Origin of the sequence: Aggregatibacter actinomycetemcomitans, from assembly GCF_023518055.1 — a bacterium.
GTDB lineage: Bacteria > Pseudomonadota > Gammaproteobacteria > Enterobacterales > Pasteurellaceae > Aggregatibacter > Aggregatibacter actinomycetemcomitans.
Genome location: NZ_CP085096.1, coordinates 1,248,359 through 1,273,554, shown reverse-complemented (window position 1 = coordinate 1,273,554; position 25,196 = coordinate 1,248,359). Strand labels below are relative to the sequence as shown.

Below are 25,196 nucleotides of genomic sequence, written 5' to 3'. Positions count from 1 at the left end.
TGATGGCAAAAAACGACTTTAGTTTTTTTATTTATGATTATGAAAGTTTTGGGGTCAATCCCGCAACGGATCGCCCGGCACAATTCGGTGGCATTCGCACTGACGAGGATTTTAATATTATCGGTGAGCCGATTGTTCTTTATTGCAAGCAAACTAACGATTATTTGCCTGCACCAGAAGCGGTTTTAGTCACCGGAATTACACCACAGGAATGCAACGAAAAAGGGCTGTCGGAACCCGAATTTGCCGCCAAAATTTTACAGGAATTCAGCCGTCCGAATACTTGCGTGATGGGCTTTAATAACATTCGTTATGACGATGAAATGACCCGTTATACGTTTTACCGTAATTTTATCGATCCTTATGAATACAGCTGGAAAAACGGCAATTCCCGTTGGGATTTACTGGATTTGGTGCGTGCTTGCTATGCGTTGCGCCCGGACGGTATTGAATGGCCTTTAGATGATGAAGGTATGCCGAGTTTCCGCCTGGAAAAACTGACAGAGGCCAATGGAATAGCGCACGATAGTGCGCATGATGCCATGTCAGATGTGTATGCCACTATTGAAATGGCAAAGCTCATCAAGCGGAAACAGCCTAAATTATTCCAATATTTCTTTGAAAATCGGGGTAAAAAGGAGGTTGAAAAGCTCATCGATACCGCAGAAATGATGCCATTGGTACATGTGTCGGGAATGTTGGGGAATTATCGCGGAAATACCACGTTAATTGCACCTTTAGCCTGGCATCCGACGAATAAAAATGCCGTTATTGTCTGTGATTTAACTGCCGATATTGATGATTTATTAACAAAATCGGTAGGGGAGTTGCGTGAAAATCTTTACACCAAAAAAGAGACCTTATTGGCTGCCGGTGCATTGCCTGTGCCATTGAAGCTCATTCATATCAATAAATGTCCGATTGTTGCGCCGGCTAAAACTTTGTTGCCACAAAACTCCGAACGTTTAGGTATTGATCAGGAGTTATGTGCGCAAAACCGACAACGTTTGCAGGAAGCAAAAGATATTCGCCAAAAAGTAATGGATATTTTTCATCAGGAACGTGAATTTGACGCTTCCGATAATGTTGAAACCGAACTGTATAACGGCTTTTTTAGTGACGCCGATAAAAACAATATGGCGATTTTACGCAGTTTGGAACCCGAAAAATTGGCTAAACATAATCTTAGTTTTCAAGATCCACGAATTCCTGAATTGCTGTTCCATTATCGTGCCAGACATTTCTATCGTACATTGAACCGTGCGGAACAAATTAAATGGCAAAAATACTGCCGTAAAAAATTAGATGCCGAGGCTTTGCAATTTGAACAACGTCTTCAAGAATTAGCCGAACAATATTCCAACAATGAAGAAAATCTTATGTTATTGCAAAAGGTCTATGAATATGGAACGAAAATAATCGGTTAAAAGTGCTCTGCACCCCAAAACCTGGACACCTAATTTGAGGTGCAGATTATGTCTTACTCTTATCAATTTCGTTAAAAAACTATCAAACAGGTCACCGAGCAGAATTTTGGTATCCGTGAGGTGGCTAAATTTCATCAGATTTCTCGTTCTCAAGTCATTTATTGGAAAAGCCTTTCGTGAAAGAGGGCTTAATGGCGTAAAATCCCCTTATATAAACCCTCAACGCCCTAAAATAGTGAAGCCAAAGATGAAAAAGAAAGCGATTGAAATCCCGGAACAAACAGACTTTTCCCCAAAAGCGTTTAAAAAGCTGCAACGAGAGCTGGCATTAGCACGTGCACAGATTGCTTACCTAAAGGAGTTGGAGGCACTCGACCGTCAAAAACAGCGACAGAAAAAAGAAAAATCATTGAAAGATTGAAGCCAAATCACGCGTTAAATGACTTACTTCGTGTGGCTAAAATGCCTCGTTCTACCTTTTATTATCAGCAAGTTAAACACGATTATCGTGAGATAAAAGAAACTATCTTGTTGCGGTATAAAAAGAACAGAAAACGAGATGGCTATCGCCCAATGACACTCAAATTACGTCAAATGGGTTTCCATTTGAATCATAAAACGGTGTTAAAACTGATGAATGCGTTAGGTATTCATTCTATTTTACGCAAGAAAAGACATGGAAAACGAGGCAAAACATCGCATATTGCCCCGAATGTGCTAAATCGTGATTTTACAGCGACGGCGCTCAATCAAAAATGGGTAACCGATGTCACTGAGTTTCGAGTTGGGGAAGAAAAGCTCTATTTTTCACCGTTGATGGATTTAGCGAACCGGGAAATTATTGCCTATAATTTTGCGAAACGCCCTAAGTTCTCATTGGTAAAAAGAATGCCGGAAGAAGGACTTGGCAAACTAAAACCGAGCGAATGCCCGATTATTCACAGCGACCAAGGGGTATTGTACGGCTCAGCAGAATGGGTAAAGATGTTGGAAGGCAAGGCGATACAAAGTATGAGTCGCCGAGGGAATTGCTATGATAATGCGGTGATTGAAAGCTTTTTTGCGATATTAAAATCTGAGTGTTTTTACTCACGCACTTATACTTCGATTGCCGAATTACAGGCGGAAATTGAAGAATATTTGGTGTATTACAACCAAGAACGAATTAAACTTGATTTAAAAGGATTAAGCCCGGTGCAATACCGAGCTCAATATTTAAGTTAACTAACCTGTCCAACTTTTGGGGGGCAGATCAAAGTGCGGTCAAAATTTTTAGTGATTTTACATCACGAGACACTGTCACGAATATAGCTTAAAACACGCTGAAGAAATTTAGCGTGTTTTTTATAATTATGTATTTTAAAAATTCAGCATATGAACCTGATAATTATCTCAGAATTCACGTAGCGCAATTTATTCTAAAGATAAGGAAAATTTTGTAGTAAAAATATAGCGTTAAAATAAGGTTATAACTTCCTTATAAGGCTTATTTCTATTGTCTTAGTATTGTTGAATACACACAAACGGAGAAACGGTTGATTGGTTGAGTAAGCAAGGTAATGCAAATTTAATTTATCCTAGTGTTTACAATAAAGCATACGAATTAGAGTTACATAGCTTGGTAAAAATTAAAAATAAATTTGGTGAACAATCTCAAGAATATAAAAACCTTTTAAAAGTAATTGATTTTTGCAAAGAACAAGGTGTAGCAAGATTCGAACAGAAGTTAAAATCAAGATATTTACAGAAAGAAAATTTAAATTTTTATGGTTTAAGTGATTATTCAAAGTTAAAGAAATTAAGTGATGAATTTATAAATATTGATGAAAAATTAAAGGTAACAGCTATGGATTTTGAAACTATCTCGGAAACACTTTTAAATTCAGGCGTAGTTGACACGGTAAGAAGCGCTAATACTACAGCAATGTATGCGCTTCAGTGGTCGCATGGTCAGGTTTTTGACCTATCTAAGTCTCAGGTAAAAGTTATGCGTGGTCGTCTTCGTAAAATTGGCATTGATATAGCCCGCAAGTGTGATTTATCAAAATTTAGCCCTGTTAAGGTGGTTTCAACCCGTGAAATTACAGTATCGAATTTAATTGTTCCGGATTGGTATAAATTACCGAATTCACGTTGTAAGCTCTCCGACAATTCGCGTTAAATCAGGCTCAAAGGGCAATTTTAGCGTTGGCTCTGATGTACCTATTCTTGGCTCGGTTACTTATGATAGAAATGGTCGTCCGGTGCAGTCCATTGAATACCGCTCAAGCGGTGTAATTTTTGACATATTGCCGACGATTAAAGCCGATAATATTGATATAAAAATTCAGCAACAACTATCTAATTTTGTTAAGACGGATACAGGTGTTAATCAATCTCCGACACTTATAAAACGCGACATTGTCACAGATGTAAGTGTAAAAAATGGCGATGTGATTGTTCTTGGTGGTCTGGCTGAAAATAAAATAACGGAAGGTGAAACAGGTTTTTCATTTCTTCCTAAAGGTTTTTTAACGGGAAAATCCAAAAATGATACTAAGACAGATATAGTGATTTTACTCCAAGTGAAACTTGTCTAACTATTTTCCGCTTGCGGAAAATGCAGGGCGAAGGCTTGCAGCCCGGTAAATAATGCTCGATGTTATTCGGGCATTTTTATTTGTTGCGCGCTGATGATTTTAATCGAGAAATGAAAATTTCCCGCCCCTGCAAATACCCCTAAAGGCACGTAATAACTGCTGATTAGATAATGCGATACGTGCTTGAATTTATGCTTACACTTCTAAATAAGTCTTGATAAATCAATATTTATTGATGTTACAAGGCTTTATTTCTTCAGTTTTCATAACGTTTAACTAGTAAGAGTGACCTGTGAATAACTCTGTGTTTTCATTAAATCGTAGTGTTCATTTACTTTGTCACTAATTTCGCATAACTTATATTATGTTAAATAAAATAAATGGTAAGTCACTTCTGGGAATTTGAGGTTTGCTCTCTTTAAAAATGACTGGGTAAAAAAATTTATTTCTTGAAGATTTGATTTTTTGAGCGTTTATGATGATGAGATATTCGTGAGTTTTTAGAGGTAGGTGAAAATACTTCTCTAGCTGAATCTAGGTTTATAAAAATCGACTGATATTCATAGAGGGTTTTTATCGTTATGTACATCCTTCCGTTTCCATTAAATAATCTCTTAACAATTTAGTTACAATTGAGAATTTATTTCAGTAACACTACTTAAATGAGAATTGTTGTTATTATAAAATTCATTTTAAATTAAACACTTACTAAGATATTTTATGAGAATTTGATTGACTATTCTCAATAAGGTGAATAAAATGCGCACAACAAATTAAGTTGTATTGCGATCTATTAACAAATTAAGGAAAGGAGTTGGTTATGCTTAGTAAAGTGATTACAGCAAAATTAAATGAGCAAATTAATCTGGAGTTTTACTCATCAAATGTTTATTTGCAAATGAGTGCGTGGTGTTATAAGCAAGGTTATGAAGGTGCTGCGGCATTTTTACTTCGCCATGCAGATGAAGAGTTGGAGCATATGCAAAAGTTATTCACTTATGTGAGCGAAACCAGCGGTATGCCATTATTAGGTAAAATTAAAGCCCCTAAACATGACTATGCGTCATTAAAAGAAGTTTTCGAGATTACCCTTGAGCATGAAAAGTTAGTTACGTCTAAAATTAATGAATTAGTGGAATGTACCTTTGCCGAAAAAGATTACTCTAGTTTTAACTTTTTACAATGGTATGTTGCGGAACAACATGAAGAAGAAAAATTGTTCAATAGCATTGTGGACAAATTTAAACTTCTTGGCGAAAGCGGCACTGCCCTTTACTACATTGATCGTGATTTAAAAACGTTATAAAAGAGGAGAAATAAAATGTTATCAAATGATGTGGTTAAACTATTAAACGACCAAATGAATTTAGAGTTTTATTCTTCTAATTTATATTTACAAATGAGCGCCTGGTGTGAACAACAAGGCTTAGAAGGCGCGGCAAAATTCTTATCTGCACACGCAGCTGAAGAAATGCAACATATGCGTAAACTGTTCACTTATTTAAATGAAACCGGCGCATTGGCTGTCATTACTGCAATTGATGAACCGCCACACCAATTCGCTTCGTTAAAACAAGTACTTGAATTAACATACGAACATGAAAAATTGATTACTGCCAAAATCAATGAATTGGTTGGTAGAACATTTGAAGAGAAGGACTACTCTGCTTTTAACTTCTTACAATGGTACGTTGAAGAACAGCACGAAGAAGAAAAATTATTCAGCGGAATTTTGGATAAACTGAATCTTCTTGGCGAAGATGGAAAAGGTTTATTCCTTGTTGATAAAGATTTAGGCGCTTTAGCAGAAAGCAACTAGTCCGGTTTAAATAAAAGGCTAAGTCACATTGATTTAGCCTTTCTTTTTCTCATTCCAAAACTTAATTTTTATTCTCAGAAAGTGCGGTGTTTTTTTCAAGTGTTTTTGCCGGTGGTTGACCTGTTCCACTGGCTTCATAATAAAACGTGCGATAAAAAAATGCGGTAAGCAGGACTATCAGCATAATGAGAATTTGAATTAAGCGTTTCTTAGTCAGTTTTTCAGCAGCCATATATCCTCACTTATGTTTATACTTCTTAAATTAATGAATTAGTGGTACTATTGAGCTAGATCAATTTTACACGATTTTTTTTCAATTTTTCTGTAATTTGGGGCATAAATGAAAATTTTAGCGACAGAAACAAAATTAGGACGTCGAGTTCAATCCGGGGGGTGTGCCATTCATTGCCAAAATTGTAGCATTAGCCAGCTATGTATTCCTTTTACTTTGAATGAACACGAATTAGATCAGTTAGATAATATTATTGAACGTAAAAAACCTATACAGAAATCCCAAGTACTTTTTAAAGCGGGCGATGAGCTGACCTCACTCTACGCTATCCGTTCCGGCACAATCAAATCTTATACCATTAGCGAAACAGGCGAAGAACAAATTACCTCTTTTCATTTACCGGGCGATTTGGTGGGGTTCGATGCCATTATGAATATGCAACATCCGAGTTTTGCTCAAGCGTTAGAAACGGCAATGGTATGTGAAATTCCGTTCGATATTTTGGATGATTTATCCGGCAAAATGCCTAAACTGCGCCAGCAAATTATGCGTTTAATGAGTAATGAAATTAAAAGTGATCAGGAAATGATTTTATTACTCTCTAAAATGAATGCAGAAGAACGTCTTGCCGCATTTATTTATAACTTATCTCAACGCTACTCCGCCCGAGGTTTTTCTGCCAGGGAATTCCGCTTAACCATGACTCGTGGTGATATCGGCAATTATCTCGGTTTAACCGTTGAAACTATCAGTCGTTTACTCGGTCGCTTCCAAAAACTTGGTGTATTATCGGTTCAAGGAAAATACATTACGATTAATAATATGGCGGAATTAATCGAACTATCCGGTACCAACAAAAACAAAATTCAACTGATTATTTAGTCCGTTCATTCTTCCGGTGTAATATAAAATATTGCATCGGATCACCTTTTTAAACTGCCTGCCTTGTTATTTATTCAATAATGTTCTACCCTATTATACCAATAAATGGAGGTTGTATATGAAATTCAATAAGATACTGGTGGTTTTAAACCCCGAAAATGACAAACAATATGCCCTTGCCAGAGCAGTTCGTCTGGCGCAAGAACAAAAAAGCCCATCTCCTGTCAAAATTACCCTTTTCCTCGCAATTTACGATTTATCTTATGAAATGTCGGCGTTACTTTCTTCGGAAGAACGCTCCGAAATGCATAACAACGTTATTGAACAGCGTAAATTAGCTATCCGGCCTTATATTGAAAAATATGCTTCTGATGGCATTGAATTTGCTACTACCGTTGTTTGGAAAAGCAATGAAGCGGAAGCCATCACAACGGAAGTTGAAACGCAAGGCTATGATTTGGTCGTGAAATATACGAAAGCTGAAGAAAGCTTGAAATCGCTTATTGTTACACCTGTAGATTGGCAATTATTACGCAAATGCCCGGTACCGATTTTAGTAGTAAAAGACGGTGACTGGAAACATCAGCGTCGGATTTTAGTTGCCGTGAACGTATCTGATGATGAAAATGAAGCCCATAGTTCTTTTAATGATGAACTGGTTTCATTAAGTATGGATTTAGCTGATTCTTTAGATCGTGGCAATATTCATCTTGTCACAGCCTATCCACCGACACCGATTAATATGGTAATTGATTTGCCGGAATTCAGTTCAGGTGAATATAGCACCGGTTTGCGTGGACAATATTTAATCAATATGAAGGCGCTGCGTCAGAAATATGGCATCAGTGAGGATCACACTCATGTACTTGAAGGCTTCCCGGAAGATGTCATCCCTCAGGTCGCAGAGAGAATTGAAGCCGAATTAGTGATTTTGGGTACTATTGGTAGAACCGGGCTTTCAGCTGCCTTTTTAGGCAATACGGCAGAACATGTAATTAGTAAGCTTAACTCCAATTTGCTGGCGATTAAGCCGTCAAAGAACAATGATTAATTTAAAAATTTAGGCGTAGCGGGCATTTTTGTATTGACTATGCCCTCTTTTTGCTTTACTTTTTTTCCTTCAAAAAATTACTTTCTATTAATTCAACATAACTTATTTAACTCAGAAGGAAAAACAATGAAAAAATCATTACTAATTACACTATTAGGATTAAGTAGTTTAACACAAGCGCATGATCTATGGGTGACCGCACCGTCCCATATTAGTGCGGAAGATATATTAAAAGCAGATTTAGGATACGGACATCATTTCCCATATGCAGAAAAAATTGCTGATGATCGACTGCATTTTTTTGCACCACTTGAATTAACCGATAAAAACGGAAATACCACCGAATTGAAGCAACAAGGTGAAAATTATCAATACACCGCTGAAAAACCGTTGGCAGAGGGTTCTTATTGGGTCTCAGCTACCTATAAACCGATTTTCTGGTCACAAAATGCTAAAGGCTGGAAACAAGAAAATATGCAACAAATGAAAGATGCTACCTACTGTGAGCAAACTCAAATGTTTGGTAAAAGTTTGGTTACTGTCGGTGGCAAAATAGATTCGACAATTTATAAAGAAAAATTAGGGCAAGAGTTAGAAATTGTACCACTAAAAAGTCCCGCAGAACTCAAAGCTGGTGAAGTTTTCCCGTTACAAATTTTTTATAAAGGTAAGCCATTAGCCGGCGAGGTTGTTATCGCAACAGCTGACACCGTGCTAGTTAAAGATATTGAATCAGCGGAAGACCACCGTGAAGTACAAGGTTTTTCGAGTAAAACGGACAAAGATGGCAAAGTTAATTTCTTACCGTTAGTTGAAGGTTTATGGAAAGTAAAAGTTATACACAAGATTCCGTTTGGTGACCCTAAAGTGTGTCAACATTCGGCAAATTACGCGACGCTGGTATTGCCGGTGGGAGAAAAACGCGCGGAATATAAACCTCACGAACATCACCACCATCACTAATTTCTTTTATCAATAAAAAGTGCGGTTAAAAATTTAATTGTTTTTTTAATCGCACTTTTTAAGAAGCATGAACGAAAATCTGTTTTATTTCTTTCGCTCTACCCACTTCCCATCAACAAAATCCACTATCCATTTTGTCGCCTTGCCATTCTTTTCGGAGGTGACATATTGACGTTTTTCTTTACGACTAAAGCGAATGATGGCTTCACTGCCTTCCGGATCCGTTTGTGGTGCGTCAGCCAGATAGCTTAATTTTTCCGGCAGCCGCTCACGATATAACGCCAATTCCGCCACTTTAGGTGCACGGGTTTCACGGGATTTCGGGAAATTATGCGCGGACATAAACACCCCGCCCGCACCATCTCGCAAGACGAAATAAGCATCGGATTTTTCGCATTTTAATTCCGGGAAATGAATCGGTTCTTCTTTCGGTGGCGCCACTTCGCCGTTTTTCAGAATTTTGCGCGTATTATCGCATTGTGTACACGCCATATACTTACCGAAGCGCCCCAGTTTAAGGTGCATATCACCGCCGCATTTATCGCATTCAACGATTGGGCCGTCATAACCTTTAATCTTAAACTTACCTTCTTCGACTAAATAGCCGTCACAATTCGGGTTATTGCCGCAAATATGTAGTTTTCGATGAGGATCGATAATATAACTGTCCATCGCCGTACCGCATTTCGGGCAGCGTTTACGTTCCATTAGCGCTTTGGTTTCCGACGCGTCGTCCAACACATTTAATAGTTCCGCTTCAGGAACCAGGTTAATGGTGGTTTTGCAACGTGCTTTCGGTGGTAAGGCATAGCCGGTGCAGCCTAAGAATACGCCTGTACTGGCGGTTCTGATCGCCATATTGCGACCGCAAGTCGGGCAACAAATATCCGTCTCAACCAAATTATTCGGGCGCATACCGCCCTCCAATTCATCTAATTCCGCTTTGGTCAATTGGGTCGAGAAGTCTTTGAAGAATTGGTTTAATTCGGTTTTCCAGTTTTTATCCCCGGAAGCAATTTGGTCCAGCACGTCTTCCATATTAGCGGTGAAATCGTAGTTCATTAAATCGGCGAAAGACTGATTCAACCGATCCGTTACGATTTCCCCCATTTTTTCCGCATAGAAACGACGATTTTCGGTGCGTACATAACCGCGTTCCTGAATTGTAGAGATAATCGCTGCATAAGTGGAAGGACGGCCGATACCACGTTTTTCCAATTCTTTTACCAACGCTGCTTCAGAGAAACGTGCCGGCGGTTTGGTGAAATATTGCTGCGGTTGCACTTCCGACAAGTTAAGTTTATCGTTAACGGAAACCGCCGGTAACGCCTGATCTTCTGCAGATTTACTTTGTTGCAGTAACACTTTGGTCCAACCGTCAAAACGTAAAATGCGCCCTTTCGCGGTTAAACTGTAATCCCCCGCTGTTACGGTTAATGTTGTGCTGTCATATTGTGCCGCAGGCATTTGACATGCCACAAATTGACGCCAGATTAAATCATATAAACGCACCGCGTCTTTTTCCATGCCCGCTAAGTCATCCAAGCCCACATTGATATCGGACGGACGAATAGCTTCATGGGCTTCCTGCGCATTTTCTTTGCTGGAATAAAAATTCGGTTTTGCCGGCAAATAGGTTTGACCGTACTGTTTTTCAATGTAGCCGCGTACCATATTCAGCGCATCCTGGCTTAAATTGGTGGAGTCGGTACGCATATAAGTGATGTAACCGGCTTCATACAAACGTTGCGCCAACATCATGGTTTTTTTCACACCGAAGCCTAAACGGGTGCTAGCGGTTTGTTGTAAGGTTGAGGTAATAAACGGCGCTCTTGGGCGGGAACTGGTCGGCTTGGTTTCCAAATCGGAAATCACATAGTCGGATTTACTTAAAAAATCCACCGCACTTTGCGCCTGCTCGGCATTTTTCGGCTCGAATTTCTTACCTTTAAATTGAACCACATCCAAGCGAATTTCATCGCCTTTCGGTGTATTGGTGAGCACGGAGACTTCCCAATATTCCTGTGGCACGAAAGCCTTAATTTCACGTTCACGCTCAACGATTAACTTCACCGCCACCGATTGCACACGACCGGCAGATAAACCGCGCGCCACTTTTTTCCAAAGTAACGGTGAGACCATAAAGCCTACCACGCGGTCCAAAAAGCGGCGGGTTTGCTGTGCGTTAACGCGATCCATATTCAAATGTTCGGGGTGTTCAAAGGCTTGTTTAATGGCGTTTTTGGTAATTTCATTAAACACCACGCGGCTATAACGTTCATCATCGCCGCCGATGACTTCACGCAAATGCCAGGCAATCGCCTCTCCTTCTCTATCCAAATCGGTGGCGAGGTAAATATGATCAACTTTTTTTGCGAGAGATTTCAGTTCGGCAACCACTTTTTCTTTGCCGGGGAGAATCTGATAGTTGGCTTTCCAACTGTGATAAGGGTCAATGCCCATGCGTTTGACTAAAGCTTCCTGTTCTTTTTTGTGTTTTATCGCCTGTTTTTCTTCCGCACTGAGCCCTTTGGTGGAAATGGCTTTGGCTTTTTCTCCAGTGGAGGAACCCACGGTTGGCAAATCGCGAATATGCCCCACGCTGGATTTCACTACATAATTGTTTCCTAAATATTTATTAATGGTTTTCGCCTTTGCCGGCGACTCCACAATAACTAAGGATTTACTCATTATTATTACCTAATTTCAATTAATCTGTGTAAAATTGCCCGCTATATTGCTGACTATCTTTAAGCAGGTCAACTACTTTTTTCCAAACGGCGCAATAAATGGACAAACTCAACGCAATTTAGATAAAATTTGGTGGCGAAGGTCAAAGCCTTTATTGACTCATCAGCCAGCTGGATTTGTGCAGGGTAACACCTTAAAGTGCGGTCGTTTTACAAGGTATTTTTAATGGACTGCTGTTCAGGCAAGGTCATTTTTTATATTTAAGACAAAAGGAATGTGTTCCGGCAGCGGTTTTAGTTTTCCTAGTTCCACCCACGCGCAAGGAAAGTGAAAATCCGATCCCATCGAACCCGCCAATTGGTGTTCCTCAGCCAGTTTTACCAGCAATTGAAATTGATCGGGACGTTGCCCGCAACCGGAAATTTCCATGGCATCACCGCCCCAACTTTTAAAATTCTCCGCTAGTTTTCGCACCCATTTCATAGTCATGGTGTAACGCAACGGATGCGCCAACACGGCAGCGCCACCGGCTTGGTGAATAATGTCAATGGTGGTTGGAATGTCCGCCCATTGCGGCTTCACATAAGCAGACTTGCCCTGTCCCAAATAACGTTTAAAGGCTTGCCCGTCGTTAGAGACTTTGCCGATTTGCACTAAATGACGCGCATAATGCGCTCTGGTGACTTCGCCTTCACCGGCTAGTTTTCTGGCTTCTGCGTAAGCATTTTCCACACCGATTTTTTCCAGTTTTGCCCCGATTTCCTGCGCCCGAATATCACGCAAACGCGCTTGCTCCGCTAAAAGTGCGGTCAATTTTTCATGTGAAATATCAAACCCTAAGCCCACAATATGAATGGAGCGGTTTTCCCATAAGGTTGAAATCTCCACGCCGTTAATAAGCCGAATACCCGATTTTTCCGCTTGTTGACGCGCTTCCGACACGCCGGCAACGGTATCATGATCGGTCAACGCCAGCACATTTACGCCCTTTTCATGTGCCCGCAACACCACCTCCGTTGGTGACAACACCCCATCGGACGCCGTACTGTGGCAGTGTAAATCGTATTTTGTCATGTTGATATGCCCCCTATTTAATCGCCTCAACTAATGTTTTCACCAATTTCGGTCCGTGGTAAATCAATCCTGAATACACTTGCAAAAGCTCGGCGCCCGCCCGGATTTTTTCTTGTGCGTTTTGTACACCGTCAATGCCGCCACTGCCGATAATTGGGATTTGTCCTTTTAGTTCCTGATGTAATCGGGCGATAATTACCGTGCTTTTATGTTGTAGCGGTTTTCCGCTTAATCCGCCCTGCTGTTCGGCATTTTTTAAATTTGTGACGTTGTCGCGAGAAATTGTCGTATTGGTGGCAATCACGCCGTCCATTTTATGACGTAATAACGTATCGGCAATTTGAACCAGCTCCGCTTCCGTTAAATCCGGGGCGATTTTCACCGCAATAGGTACATATTTTTGATATTGTTCCGCCAGCGCTTGTTGGCGTCTTTTAATGCTTTGCAGCAAATCATCAAAATAATCGCCGTATTGTAATTGACGTAAATCCGGCGTATTCGGCGAAGAAATATTTACGGTGATGTAGCCCGCATAGTTATAGGCTTTATTGAGGCAAATGATGTAATCATCCTTGCCTTGTTCTAATGGCGTTAGCTTATTTTTACCGATATTAATGCCAAGCACACCGTCGTATTTGGCTTTTTTCACGTTTTCAATGAGATGATCGATACCATAATTATTGAAACCGTTGCGATTAATAATACCCTCCGCTTCAATTAAACGGAATTGACGCGGCTTTGCATTGCCCTCTTGCGCTAAAGGCGTGACGGTGCCCACTTCAATAAAACCGAATCCCATGGCGCCGAAACCATCAATGGCTTCGCCGTTTTTATCTGCGCCCGCCGCCAAGCCGATAGGGTTTTTAAACGTAATACCCATGACGGTTTTCGGCGTACCCGACGGGCAATTTAAAAGCTGTTTTAACAGAAAATGTAACGGCGGATAGGCTGCCAAAGCAAGGGTTTTTATGGCTAGGTTATGGGCATTTTCGGCATCAAGGGCGAAAATCCCTTTACGAATCAAAGAATACATACTCGTTTATCTCTCCGGATAGTTAACTGTGGAATGAAAAAGTGCGGTCAAAATTAACCGCACTTTTTGATATTACTGTAATGCTTTTTCGATTTTCTCGTACAAATCGCGGGATAAATCTTCCGTTTCGCTGATACGTTCTAAGGCGCGTTTCATCAACGTTTGGCGTTGCGCATCATAACGGACAAAACGAATTAACGGTTCAATTAAGCGAGAAGCTACTTGCGGGTTGCTTTTATTCAGTTTAATCAAAATATCCGTTAAGAAACGATAGCCGGAACCGTCAATGACATGGAAGGCTTTTAAATTTTGCCCTGCGAATGTGCCGACTAACGAACGTACACGATTCGGATTATTGAAATTGAAGCTCGGGTGCTCCATTAACTGCATCACATTGTTCAACACATTTTCTTCCGGGCGGCTGGCTTGCAAAGCAAACCATTTGTCCATCACCAAGCCGTCTTGTTGCCATTTTTGTTCAAAATCCGCCAACAGATTATCGCGGCAAGGCAATTTGGCTTGCGTTGCAGCGGTTAACGCCGCAAGCGTGTCGGTCATATTGTTGGAATAGGAATAATGTTTATTCACCAGGTTATTGCCCATATTGGTGTAAGCCAGATAGCTCAAACAAACGTTGCGCAGTTTGCGTAAAGCAATGTCCTGACGCTCAATTTTATATTCATCCAAGCGAATTTGATTGTAGGTTTTAAACAATAATTCCTGCAGATTTTCGGCAATGGCACGCGCCATGAATTCACGCACGGCGCTGATGGTATCCGGGTCAATGGTTTTAAATAATTCGGCGAACTCGGTTGCTTTCGGCAAGGTTAAAATCAAACTGGTTAACTCAATATCTTTTTGATAATTCGTCAGAATTTGCTGTAGCACCGCAATCGTTTCGGCAGATAAATCTAACTCAATGCCCTGCTGATAGTTACTTACGTTACGTCGTAACTCTGCGTTAAGTAACATTTGCACCGCATCCCAGCGAATAAACCCGTTTTCAGCAAATTTTACCAAAGTAATCAGCTGGCTGGTTTTGTAATCATAATCCAATTTCACCGGTGCGGAGAAATCAGACAACAAGGCAGGCACCGGTTTGGTGTAAATATTGTGGAATTCAAACGTTTGGTCTTTTTGGGTAATGTTCAACACATTATCCACCACACCTTCGGAATCATATAAGGTTTGCGCGACGCCGTTTTCGTCATACAACGCAATTTTCAACGGAATATGTAAATTCACTTTTTCCATTTGGTCGGCGGTCGGTGGAGTTAATTGAGAAACCTGCAATTGATACACATGATTTTTCTCGTCATAACGATCGCTGATGGTCAATTCAGGCGTACCGGATTGGCTGTACCAACGGCGAAATTGGGTTAAATCCAACTCATTGGCACGTTCCATCGCAGAAACAAAATCTTCACAGGTCGCCGCTTTGCCGTCATTTTCCGCGATGTATAACTTCATGCCTTTTTGAAAGCCTTTTTCGCCCAATAAGGTGTGCAACATACGAATGACTTCTGCGCCTTTTTCATACACGGTCACCGTATAGAAATTATTCATTTCAATCACTTTTTCCGGACGAATCGGATGTGCCATCGGGCCGGCATCCTCGGCGAATTGCACGGTGCGTAAGAATTTCACGTTATTAATGCGATTTACCGGGCGTGAGCCGGTGTCGGAGGAAAATTCCTGATCGCGAAAAACCGTCAAGCCTTCTTTTAAACTTAATTGGAACCAGTCACGACAAGTCACGCGGTTGCCCGTCCAGTTATGGAAATATTCGTGTGCGATGACGCTTTCAATGGCTAAATAATCATCATCTGTTGCGGTTTGCGGATTGGCAAGCACATATTTGTCATTAAAGATATTTAACCCTTTATTTTCCATTGCGCCCATGTTGAAGAAATCCACGGCGACAATCATGTAAATATCCAGGTCGTATTCCAAACCAAAACGGTCTTCATCCCATTTCATGGCGCGTTTCAGGCTTTGCATCGCCCAATCGGCACGGTCTAAATTGCCGCGATTGACATACAATTCCAATGCCACTTCCCGCCCACTTTTGGTCACGAATTTGTCTTGCAGAACATCAAAACCCCCTGCCACTAAGGCAAATAAATAACTCGGTTTCGGGAAGGGATCATTCCACTCCACCCAATGACGTCCATCATCCAAGTCACCACCGGCAATGCGATTGCCGTTAGAAAGCAAATACGGATATTTGGCTTTGTCCGCCGTGATTTTAGTGGTGTAACGCGCCAACACATCGGGGCGGTCTAACATATAAGTAATCTGACGAAATCCTTCCGCTTCGCATTGGGTACAAAATGCGTCGCCGGATTGATACAAGCCCTGTAAAGACGTATTGGCGGCAGGATTTAAAACGGTGGTAATTTCCAGTTCAAATTGCTCTGCAGCCACTTGAACCAAGTCCAAAGTTAAACTTTCGTGATCCTGCTGATATTGTGAAAACGGTTTGCCGTTTAATTTGATGGAGGAAAATTGAAAATCATGTCCGTCTAAACGCAATGTGGTGCTTTTTTCGTTAAGACGTTGATATTTACTTGTGGCAACAACGATGGTTTTTTCCGGTTCTAATTGAAAATCAAGATAAATATCGGTGACGGTGAAATCGGGGGTTTGGTAATCTTTTCTGTATTTGGCTTTAGCGTACATAAAACGACCTAATTCTAAGGGCTAAAAATTGCCGTTAAGGATATGATTTTTAGCGCTAAGTTGCAAATAGATTTTCTTCCGCAACCTTATCCAAACGTTTGTGTAAATATTATTTCCTAAAACCGGCAAAGCCTCTGAAATCCCTGTGTTTAAATAACCTAAATACGCTGTGTAAAACACCGAAAAGACTGACCGCACTTTAGCTGATGCGATCAAAGTGCGGTTTATTTCTAAGGTATTTTATAACCTCGCTACCTTCTTCAACTATCAGATAAATTATTCCTTGAATTGCCCAAAATTATCAACCCGGTTTGCAATGGGCAAAAATAAATTGAGTTAAATGGCTGACGACAGCTTGTCAAAACCCTGCCGTGGCAGTATAAATAAGCAGATTTTTACACAACATCTCGAGGATTATTCTATGTTTGAAAATATTGTTGCCGCTCCGGCAGATCCGATTTTAGGTTTAGGCGAAGCATTCAAAGCGGAGACCCGCGCTAACAAAATCAATTTAGGCATTGGCGTATATAAAGACGCAAAAGGCAATACGCCTATCGTAAAAGCGGTAAAAGAAGCGGAAAAACGCTTGTTAGAACAAGAAAATACCAAAAACTACCTGCCGATTGACGGCGTTGCCGATTTCAACGCACGCACCAAAGAACTCTTATTCGGCGCCGATTCCGACATCGTGAAAAATAACCGTGCCAGAACCGTGCAAAGTTTAGGCGGAACCGGCGCATTACGCATTGCAGCGGAATTTATTAAACGTCAAACTAAAGCACAAAATGTTTGGATCAGCACGCCGACCTGGCCGAATCACAACGCCATTTTTAATGCCGTGGGCATGACCATTCGCGAATACCGTTATTACAACCCGCAAACCAAAGCCTTGGATTGGGATAATTTAATCGCCGATTTAAGCCAGGCCGGTGAAGGCGATGTGGTGTTATTCCACGGTTGCTGCCACAACCCGACCGGTATCGACCCGACCCCCGAACAATGGAATAAATTGGCGGAAATGTCGGAGAAAAAAGGCTGGCTACCTTTATTCGATTTTGCTTATCAAGGTTTCGCTAACGGCTTGCAGGAAGATGCTTACGGCCTACGCGCCTTTGCAAAAAATCACAAAGAACTCTTGGTAGCAAGCTCTTTCTCGAAAAACTTCGGGTTATATAATGAGCGTGTAGGGGCTTTCACCGTCGTAGCGGAAAACGCCGACATCGCCGCAACGGCATTGACCCAAGTGAAAATCATCGTCCGCACCCTCTACTCCAACCCGTCGGCACACGGTGCCACCGCCGTCGCCTTGGTGTTAAACGACGCGCAATTACGCCGCGATTGGGAAAATGAATTAACCGAAATGCGCAATCGCATTAAACAAATGCGTCACCTTTTCGTGCAGTTATTGAAAGAATACGGCGCGCAACAAGATTTTGGTTTTATCATCAATCAAAACGGTATGTTCTCTTTCAGCGGCTTAACCGCTGAACAGGTTGACCGTCTGAAAAACGAATTCGCCATTTACGCCGTGCGTTCCGGACGCATTAACGTTGCCGGCATTACCGAAGGTAACATTCGTTACCTCTGCGAAAGCATTGTAAAAGTGTTGTAATTTTTAACCGCACTTTTATGAGAGAAGTGCGGTCGTCTTTTAAAGTGTTTTTACACCTCTTGAACCATAAACATATCAAACACCGAATTCACATTTTCTATCAGTGCCTCCACCTGTGGCATTTCGCCCTTTTCAATAATATATTTCATTATGCCTAGCGTCATGGTAGCGAACAGGTGACCTTGAAAATCCAAATCTGCATTTTGGGAGATTTGTGCCTTTTCAGTTTTCAAATGTTCAACATATTTTTCTTTAACCATTTTATGAATGTCGTTATATAAATGAATTTTCGGTGTTTCGATTTGACCGATCAGGTAAATCAGTTGGTGATGTTGTTCAAAAAGCGGTTGGACGCTATGAATAAATTCCTTTGTCGGCACGGAAAAACGCTGTTTTAATCGTTCCGCCACCAAGGCTTTGAGCTCTTCCACCAGCATTTTCGCCACGGCGTTTTTATTGGCGAAATGCTTATAAAAGGTAGAACGGTTAATTTTCGTCAGATCCAAAATATCCTGTACCGTCATGGCTTCAAAGCCTTTTTCTGCCAACAATGTCAAAAACGCATCACGAATAAGTCTATCGGTTCGAAGCACCCGAACATCCTGATTATTCATCATCTCTCCTTAAATTTACCGAATTAAGCAACAAATTACGCCTTTTTGTAGGGTTAAGCAACAAAACGTTGCCTCTTGGTGGTTGAGTGGTTTTTACCCGATCTCTATAATCATTCGCATAAACCGCGTTAAAGTAAGGATACAGAGATGAAAGCAAAATATTTCGTGTTCGGTTTCATTATTATCGGTGCCGTCGGTTTCGCCATTTGGAAAAACAGGCAATTACAGGCCAGTGAACTGAACGGCATTGCGGCAGTTAACGGACGTTTGGAATTAAAACGGCTGGACATTGCCACCCTTTATCCCGGCCGTGTAGAAGAAATTTTGGTGCAGGAAGGTAATGAAGTAAAACGCAATCAACCACTGGCACGGCTTTCTTCCAGCATTTCGCAAGCGCAGGTTTCCGCCGCACAGGCACAAAAGAAACGGGCGGAAGAATCCGTTGCCCGCGCCCTATCAGAAATTGATGCCCGCCAACAACAAGTCAACGTAACGAAATTGGAATTGAATAACGCACAAAAATTGCGCCTCGATAATCTGATTTCAAGCAGCGAATTAGAACACCGTCAAGCCGCTTATAAGGCGTCACTCGCTGCCGTGAACACCACGCAAGCCGCCAAAGCCGAAGCACAAGCCGCCGTCGCACAGGCGCAAGCGCAGTTAGAACAAGCGCAATCGCAAAATACCGATATGCTGATTAAAGCGCCGAAAGACGGACGGGTGGAATATCAAATTGCGGAAGTAGGCAATGTTCTCGGTGCCGGTGGCAAAGTGGTCAGTTTGCTCGATCCGACGGATACCTATATCAATGTTTTCCTCACTGCGCCACAAATGAATCAACTAAAATTGGGGGATGAGGCCCGCATCGTGATTGATGGCATGGATGCCGTTTTCCCCGCCAACATTACGTTCATCGCCAATAACGCGCAATTCACCCCCAAATCCGTGGAAACCACGGAAGAACGCGCCAAATTGATGTTTAAGGTGAAATTGCAGCTTCCCGTGGATATTGCACTGAAATATAAGCTTTTATTAAAAGGCGGCATGACGGGGCTGGGCTATGTGAAATACGATCAGCAGGCGCAATGGCCGGCACAGTTAAACGTGAGACTTCCGCAGGGTGAATAGCCATGACAGCCATTCGACCTGCCGTTGCGGTGGAACATCTCTCACATTCATACGGAAAAACCACCGCACTTTATGATGTCAGCCTGCGCATTCCCCGTGGCGCGACCGTCGGGCTAATCGGACCGGACGGCGTGGGCAAATCCACGCTGCTTTCCCTCATCGCGGGTGTCAAAATAATTCAGACCGGCAGCGTGCAGGTGTTTGATTTAAATGTCGCGGAGAAAAAAGCGCGGGATGCCCTTTCTCATAAAATCGCCTTTATGCCGCAAGGGCTGGGCAAAAATCTGTATCTCACCCTGTCCATTTATGAAAATATTGATTTTCACGCCCGCCTGTTCGGATTAAACAAACCACAACGGCAAGCCCGCATTCAGCGCTTATTGAATGCCACGGGGTTAGCTCCTTTTGCCGATCGGGCGGCAGGCAAATTATCGGGCGGGATGAAGCAAAAACTCAGCCTTTGTTGCGCCTTGGTGCACAGCCCCGATTTATTAATTTTAGATGAACCCACTACCGGCGTGGATCCGCTCTCCCGCCGTCAATTCTGGCAATTGGTGGAGGATTTACGCCGTGAAGAAAACGGCATGACGGTGATTGTGGCGACGGCATACATTGACGAAGCGGAACGTTTTGAACATATTCTTGCCATGGATGACGGCAAGCTCATCGCCAATGCGCCCACTAAGCAGGTGATTGCCGACACGCAAAGTCACAATCTGGAAGAAGCCTATGTCAAATTGCTGCCGGCAGAAAAACGCGGTGCGGAAAACGGCTTGCATATTCAGCCCTTTAAACCCAATGCCGAGAAACCGCCGGTTATCGTTGCCAAAGGTTTAACCAAGAAATTCGGTGATTTCGTTTCGGTGGATAACGTCAGTTTTACCATTCCGAAAGGAGAAATTTTCGGCTTTTTAGGCTCCAACGGTTGCGGCAAATCCACCACCATGAAAATGCTTACCGGCTTGCTGGATCCGACGGAAGGCTCTGCCACGCTGCTCGGTCAGCCTATTGATGCGGGCAATATCGACACGCGAAAACGGGTGGGTTATATGTCCCAAGCGTTTTCCTTATATGAAGAACTCAGCGTTTATCAAAATCTGGAATTGCACGCCAAGCTCTATCAAACTCCCCGCGCGCAATGGGCACACTATGTGCAATCCGTCATGCAGCAATTCGATTTAATTCAACTTGCCGATGAATACCCTTCCGCGCTGCCTCTTGGCATTCGGCAACGTTTGCAGCTTGCCGCCGCCTGTTTGCATAAACCCGAAGTGCTGATTCTGGACGAACCTACTTCAGGGGTTGACCCCGCCGCGCGGGATATGTTCTGGGAATATCTGATTAAACTGTCGCGCGAAGATAAAATCACCATTTTCGTCACCACCCATTTTATGAACGAAGCGGCGCGTTGTGATCGCATTTCCTTTATGCACCGTGGGCGTGTGTTGGCGGTAGGCACGCCGGAATCGCTACGTCTTGAGAAAAAAGCCCCGACGCTGGAAGAAGCCTTTATCGCTTATCTGGAAGAACAGGCGGATGACATTACCGCGCCTAAAATGGATAAACGCGATCAAAGTGCGGTCAATATTTCAGGTGTTTCTGCCGATTCGCCGGAAAAAGGCATACTGGCGTGGTGGTCGTTGGTGTGGACGTTTGCGGTACGGGAAGGAAAAGAATTATTACGGGATCGCATTCGTTTATTTTTCGCCTTGCTCGGTCCGGTGATTATGTTGTTCGCCATGGCATCCAGTATTTCTTTTGACGTACATCCGTCGAATTTTACCGTGCTGGATTATGACAACAGCTCGGAAAGCCGCCGTTTTATCGAATATTTCGACGGATCCCGCTATTTCGTGCGCCAACCGGATATTCATTCTCCGCAGGAAATTAATCAGGTGTTGCAATCTTCAAAAGTGAAACTGGTGATTGAAATCCCCCCTGATTTCGGCAAAAAAGTGTTGCAACGACAAATGCCGGAAGTGGGCTTTTTTATCGACGGCGCCTTTCCTTCCACCGCTGAAAATCTGCGCGGCTCCGTGGTGGGTGCAATCAACCAATATGTGCAGGAAACCTTAACGCAACAAGGCGTTAACGTGCCGAACAATACCGTGCTGGAACCCCGCTTTGTGTACAACCCGGATTTTAAAAGCATTTTCGCCATGACACCAGGCGTGATCATGCTTGCCATGATGTTGATTCCGTCCATGATGACGGCGTTAGGCGTGGTGCGTGAAAAAGAAATCGGCTCCATTATGAATCTGTACGGCTCCCCTGCCGGTGCGGTGCAATTTTTGCTCGGTAAACAACTGCCTTACATTTTGCTGGCGTTTATCAGTTATCTGATTATGGTGTGGATGTCGGTGATGGTCTTTAACGTGCCGGTCAAAGGCTCTATGTGGGCAATGACCTTGGGGGCACTTTTTATTATCACCGCCTCAACGGCGTTCGGGCTGTTCGTTTCCAGCTTTGTAAAATCGCAAATTGCGGCGATTTTCGCCACGGCAATTATCGTGATTATCCCGACCATGAACTTCTCCGGCATGCTTTATCCGACATCCACCCTGCCGCCTCATGTTTATATGGTCGCACAACTCTTCCCCGGTTATTGGTTTCTGATTATCAGCTTAGGCGGTTTCACGAAAGGATTGGGTTTTATGGATTTTCTCAGTAGCTACGGCGCGTTGTTGGCGATTTACGCCGTGTATTTCTGCGGGGCGGTCGCCCTGTTGAAGAAACAGGAGAAATAATATGTTCAGATGGATAAAAAATGTGTTTTATTTATCGGGCAAAGAACTGCGCAGTTTATTTTCCGATCCGGTTCTGGTGGTGTTAATTATTTATATGTTCACCGTCGCTATTTACACCGTTGCCAATTCGATTACCTTGGAAGTGAAAAATGCCTCCGTTGCCATTGTGGATAACGATCACTCGGCGTTGTCTTATCGCCTGCAACAAAGCCTGATTCCGCCGAACTTCCGTAAAGTGCATACAATTCATGCACAACAGGCGGATCGCCTGATGGACACAGGAGAATATACGTTCATTTTAGATATTCCGCCGAATTATGAACGTGATGTACTTGCGGGGCGTAACCCGCTGATTCAGTTATTATCCGACGCCACGGCAATGACGCAAGCCGCCATCGGTTCCGCTTATATTTCACAAATTTTTCACGGTGAAATTAACGATTTTCCGCACCTTCAAAGCAATAACGGCATACTCATTCAACCCACCATTAATGTGCTTTATAACCCGAATTTTTCCGGTAACTGGTTTATGGGCGGCATGAACATTGTGGGCTATTTGAATTTATTAACCATGTTGCTGGTGGGCGCCGCTGTCATTCGGGAACGGGAGCGCGGCACGCTGGAACATATTTTGGTGATGCCCGTACGCTCCAGCGAAATTGCTATGGCGAAAATCGTGGCGAACGAACTGGTGTTGCTCACCGTCGTGATGTTTTCACTCTATTTTGTGGTGCATAAAATCATCGGCACGCCCCTGCCGCAAGGTGCCTTTTCGCTTTATATTTTAGGCGCGGCAGTGTTTATTTTTTCTATTGCCTCCCTTGGCATTATGCTGGCGATTTTTGCCCCGACCATGCCTCAATTCGGTTTGTTGGTTCTGCCGGTGTATATCACGATGTATCTGCTTTCCGGCACCATGTCGCCGTTGGAAAATATGCCGGAATTCGTACAAAAACTGATCCAATTCTCCCCCACCGCCATTTTCGGGGCTTATGCGCAAGATGTGCTGTTCCGTGGCACAGGGCTTGATGTGGTGTGGGATAAACTGCTCCAAATTGCGGCGTTGGGCGCATTATTCTTAGGTATCGCACTTGCCCAGTTTAAATCCATGTTGTCGCGCCAAGGCTAAGATTCAGAAGGAAAACGTTATGGCAAATAAATTCGCTTTTAAATTCACATTCATCGCGGCGTTTATCACCCTCAGCGCTTGCACGACCAATGTCGATTTATCTTCTCAAGTGGAAATGCCTGCACAATTTGAGCAAACACAAAATGCGGCGACCTCTAAAAACATACAGGAAATCGCCCGTTGGTGGCAAAACTGGCGGGATCCGCAATTGACCCGATTAATCGAACTGGGACTACAAAATAACCTTGATATTGAAATCGCCAAAGCCCGTTTGCAGGAAGCGCAGGCGAACAGTCAATATACGCAGGCGGATCTGGGCCCTAAAGTCGGCGCGCAAGGTTCGGCGGGCATGATTCATTCTCATGGGGAAAATCCGTTGACACAGCGTACTTATGATCGGTCAGGAAATGTGCAACATGCGGGAATCACGGCAAGCTGGGAGTTGGATTTCTTCGGTAAAAAACGTAGCGATCGCGATGCGGCACAAGCTGCCTTCCTAGCCGCACAACAACAGGTTTATGCCGCCCAAATGTTGGTTGCCGGGCAAATCGCCGAAAGTTATGCCAATATTGCCGCCTTACATCAGCAAAATGCGCTGTTACAACAAAACGAAACATACTTACGCCGATTGAAAGGTTATGCGGAAGGTCGCTTCCGCGCCGGACAAGCGAACGCCAACGATGTGTTGCAGGTGGAAAGCCGAATCAGCGCCGTGCAGGCGCAACAAGCCACGCTGAACGCACAAATCGCCGGTAACGAACGCACCATTGCTATTCTTATCGGCAAACCGCCGCAAGACTTCCGTCTTAACAAAAGTGCGGTGGATTTTCTCGGTGTTTTACCAGCCGCCCCGCATGGTGTAATGCCCGGCAATGTATTGGAACGCCGCCCCGATTTACGCACTTATCGCGCCCAAGTACAAGCGCTGGCGGCAAAACTGGCTTCTGCCAAAGCGGATTTATACCCGCGCTTTGAGATTCAATTTTTAGGACAAATAGGGCGCATTGACATCAACACGGACATTCCCGATTTAAAAGGTTGGGGCAATTTGTTGAGCCTCGACATTAGCCTGCCGATTTTCACTAACGGACGCATTCAAGCCAACATTGACGCCGCCGACGCCCGCCTGAAAGCTGCCTTACTTCAATACGACAAAGGCTTGCTGCAAGCCCTTGCCGATGTAGATAACAGCTATCAGGCACAAGCCGCATTAAATCGCCAAACCCAATTGCTACAAACCGCCTGCCAACAGGCGCAAAAGCAGGCAGGCAATACGGAGAAATTATTTAACTACGGCGAAAAAACCTTAGACAACGCCCTCACCGCCCGCCTCACCGCACTGGATTACCAAAACCAACTCATCCAAAGCCGTTTAGCGGGGGCGAAGAATTTGATTAGTTTGTATAAAGCACTAGGTGGCGGTTGGTCCGAGCGATGAAAAAAACGTTTGCGAAATCGACCGCACTTTTGCGTTTTGTAAAAGTGCGGTGGTTTTCCCGATGTTTTTCACTGCGCCCGCCTTACCCCAAACTC

Annotated in this window: 19 protein-coding genes and 2 pseudogenes; 15 read left to right on the top strand and 6 right to left on the bottom strand. The window is 43.1% G+C overall.

All coding sequences use genetic code 11. The features are described 5' to 3' along the window. Positions 1-2: 2 nt before the first annotated feature. The 7 genes and pseudogenes from sbcB (at position 3) to ftnA (LIN98_RS06460) (ending at position 5,825) form a co-directional block, all read left to right on the top strand. On the top strand, positions 3-1,427 hold the full coding sequence (gene sbcB, locus LIN98_RS06485; RefSeq protein ID WP_187370360.1) for an exodeoxyribonuclease I: 1,425 nt from the start codon (positions 3-5) through the stop codon (positions 1,425-1,427). 81 nt (positions 1,428-1,508) lie between these two features. Beyond that, positions 1,509-1,848, top strand: a pseudogene (locus LIN98_RS06480) (transposase). Further along, positions 1,845-2,651, top strand: coding sequence for an IS3 family transposase (locus tag LIN98_RS06475; RefSeq protein WP_249847582.1), 807 nt, complete (start codon positions 1,845-1,847; stop codon positions 2,649-2,651). Before LIN98_RS06480 ends, LIN98_RS06475 begins: the two are co-directional and overlap by 4 nt. Positions 2,652-3,273: 622 nt before the next feature. Continuing rightward, the gene (locus LIN98_RS10505) at positions 3,274-3,588 is read left to right on the top strand and encodes a phage/plasmid replication domain-containing protein (RefSeq protein WP_411675045.1); all 315 of its coding nucleotides are present in this window, start codon (positions 3,274-3,276) and stop codon (positions 3,586-3,588) included. Next, positions 3,551-4,006, top strand: a pseudogene (locus LIN98_RS06470) (type II secretion system protein GspD); the annotation flags it as partial. The gene LIN98_RS10505 and the pseudogene LIN98_RS06470, both read left to right, overlap by 38 nt. Positions 4,007-4,826: 820 nt before the next feature. Beyond that, complete coding sequence (ftnA, locus tag LIN98_RS06465; protein ID WP_005544704.1) at positions 4,827-5,312, top strand: non-heme ferritin; 486 nt, start codon at positions 4,827-4,829, stop codon at positions 5,310-5,312. Between the two features lie 15 nt (positions 5,313-5,327). Next, positions 5,328-5,825 carry a non-heme ferritin gene (ftnA, locus tag LIN98_RS06460; protein WP_005544705.1) on the top strand — a complete coding sequence of 166 codons (498 nt, stop codon included), beginning with the start codon at positions 5,328-5,330 and terminating at the stop codon, positions 5,823-5,825. A gap of 61 nt (positions 5,826-5,886) precedes the next feature. Here ftnA (LIN98_RS06460) and LIN98_RS06455 read toward each other — a convergent pair whose 3' ends face one another. Further along, complete coding sequence (locus LIN98_RS06455; RefSeq protein ID WP_005544707.1) at positions 5,887-6,057, bottom strand: hypothetical protein; 171 nt, start codon at positions 6,055-6,057, stop codon at positions 5,887-5,889. Between the two features lie 108 nt (positions 6,058-6,165). Between LIN98_RS06455 and LIN98_RS06450 the strand changes: the two genes are divergently transcribed. From LIN98_RS06450 to LIN98_RS06440, 3 genes are all read left to right on the top strand, one after another. Next, positions 6,166-6,939: a fumarate/nitrate reduction transcriptional regulator Fnr gene (locus tag LIN98_RS06450; RefSeq protein ID WP_005544709.1), complete on the top strand. Its 774-nt coding sequence runs from the start codon at positions 6,166-6,168 to the stop codon at positions 6,937-6,939. A gap of 118 nt (positions 6,940-7,057) precedes the next feature. Continuing rightward, positions 7,058-7,990, top strand: coding sequence for a universal stress protein UspE (gene uspE, locus LIN98_RS06445; RefSeq protein ID WP_005568754.1), 933 nt, complete (start codon positions 7,058-7,060; stop codon positions 7,988-7,990). A 126-nt stretch (positions 7,991-8,116) separates the two neighbouring features. Continuing rightward, positions 8,117-8,953, top strand: coding sequence for a DUF4198 domain-containing protein (locus LIN98_RS06440; protein WP_005568752.1), 837 nt, complete (start codon positions 8,117-8,119; stop codon positions 8,951-8,953). Positions 8,954-9,037: 84 nt separating this feature from the next. Here LIN98_RS06440 and topA read toward each other — a convergent pair whose 3' ends face one another. From topA to pepN, 4 genes are all read right to left on the bottom strand, one after another. Beyond that, complete coding sequence (gene topA / locus LIN98_RS06435) at positions 9,038-11,644, bottom strand: type I DNA topoisomerase (RefSeq protein ID WP_005544715.1); 2,607 nt, start codon at positions 11,642-11,644, stop codon at positions 9,038-9,040. A gap of 237 nt (positions 11,645-11,881) precedes the next feature. Continuing rightward, positions 11,882-12,718, bottom strand: coding sequence for a PHP domain-containing protein (locus tag LIN98_RS06430; protein WP_005570367.1), 837 nt, complete (start codon positions 12,716-12,718; stop codon positions 11,882-11,884). Positions 12,719-12,731: 13 nt separating this feature from the next. After that, positions 12,732-13,751: a quinone-dependent dihydroorotate dehydrogenase gene (gene pyrD / locus LIN98_RS06425; RefSeq protein ID WP_005574487.1), complete on the bottom strand. Its 1,020-nt coding sequence runs from the start codon at positions 13,749-13,751 to the stop codon at positions 12,732-12,734. 72 nt (positions 13,752-13,823) lie between these two features. Beyond that, complete coding sequence (gene pepN / locus LIN98_RS06420) at positions 13,824-16,433, bottom strand: aminopeptidase N (RefSeq protein WP_249856092.1); 2,610 nt, start codon at positions 16,431-16,433, stop codon at positions 13,824-13,826. Between the two features lie 421 nt (positions 16,434-16,854). Here pepN and LIN98_RS06415 point away from each other — a divergent pair, with 421 nt between their 5' ends. Beyond that, positions 16,855-18,045 (top strand): amino acid aminotransferase, encoded by a 1,191-nt coding sequence (locus LIN98_RS06415; RefSeq protein ID WP_014167794.1) that lies wholly within the window; start codon positions 16,855-16,857, stop codon positions 18,043-18,045. A gap of 50 nt (positions 18,046-18,095) precedes the next feature. Here LIN98_RS06415 and LIN98_RS06410 read toward each other — a convergent pair whose 3' ends face one another. Beyond that, the gene (locus tag LIN98_RS06410) at positions 18,096-18,659 is read right to left on the bottom strand and encodes a TetR/AcrR family transcriptional regulator (RefSeq protein WP_005568741.1); all 564 of its coding nucleotides are present in this window, start codon (positions 18,657-18,659) and stop codon (positions 18,096-18,098) included. Between the two features lie 147 nt (positions 18,660-18,806). On the opposite strand from LIN98_RS06410, the gene LIN98_RS06405 reads away from it, so the two are divergent. Genes LIN98_RS06405 through LIN98_RS06390 form a run of 4 tightly spaced genes read left to right on the top strand, consistent with a single transcriptional unit; the run spans position 18,807 to position 25,101 of the window. Next, complete coding sequence (locus LIN98_RS06405) at positions 18,807-19,787, top strand: HlyD family secretion protein (protein ID WP_005590683.1); 981 nt, start codon at positions 18,807-18,809, stop codon at positions 19,785-19,787. Positions 19,788-19,789: 2 nt separating this feature from the next. After that, positions 19,790-22,534: a ribosome-associated ATPase/putative transporter RbbA gene (gene rbbA, locus LIN98_RS06400; RefSeq protein WP_005544729.1), complete on the top strand. Its 2,745-nt coding sequence runs from the start codon at positions 19,790-19,792 to the stop codon at positions 22,532-22,534. Position 22,535: 1 nt separating this feature from the next. Then, positions 22,536-23,663, top strand: coding sequence for an ABC transporter permease (locus tag LIN98_RS06395; protein WP_249856091.1), 1,128 nt, complete (start codon positions 22,536-22,538; stop codon positions 23,661-23,663). A 19-nt stretch (positions 23,664-23,682) separates the two neighbouring features. Continuing rightward, entirely contained in the window at positions 23,683-25,101 is a 1,419-nt protein-coding gene (locus tag LIN98_RS06390; protein WP_148326203.1) for an efflux transporter outer membrane subunit, read from the top strand. Positions 25,102-25,196 lie beyond the last annotated feature (95 nt).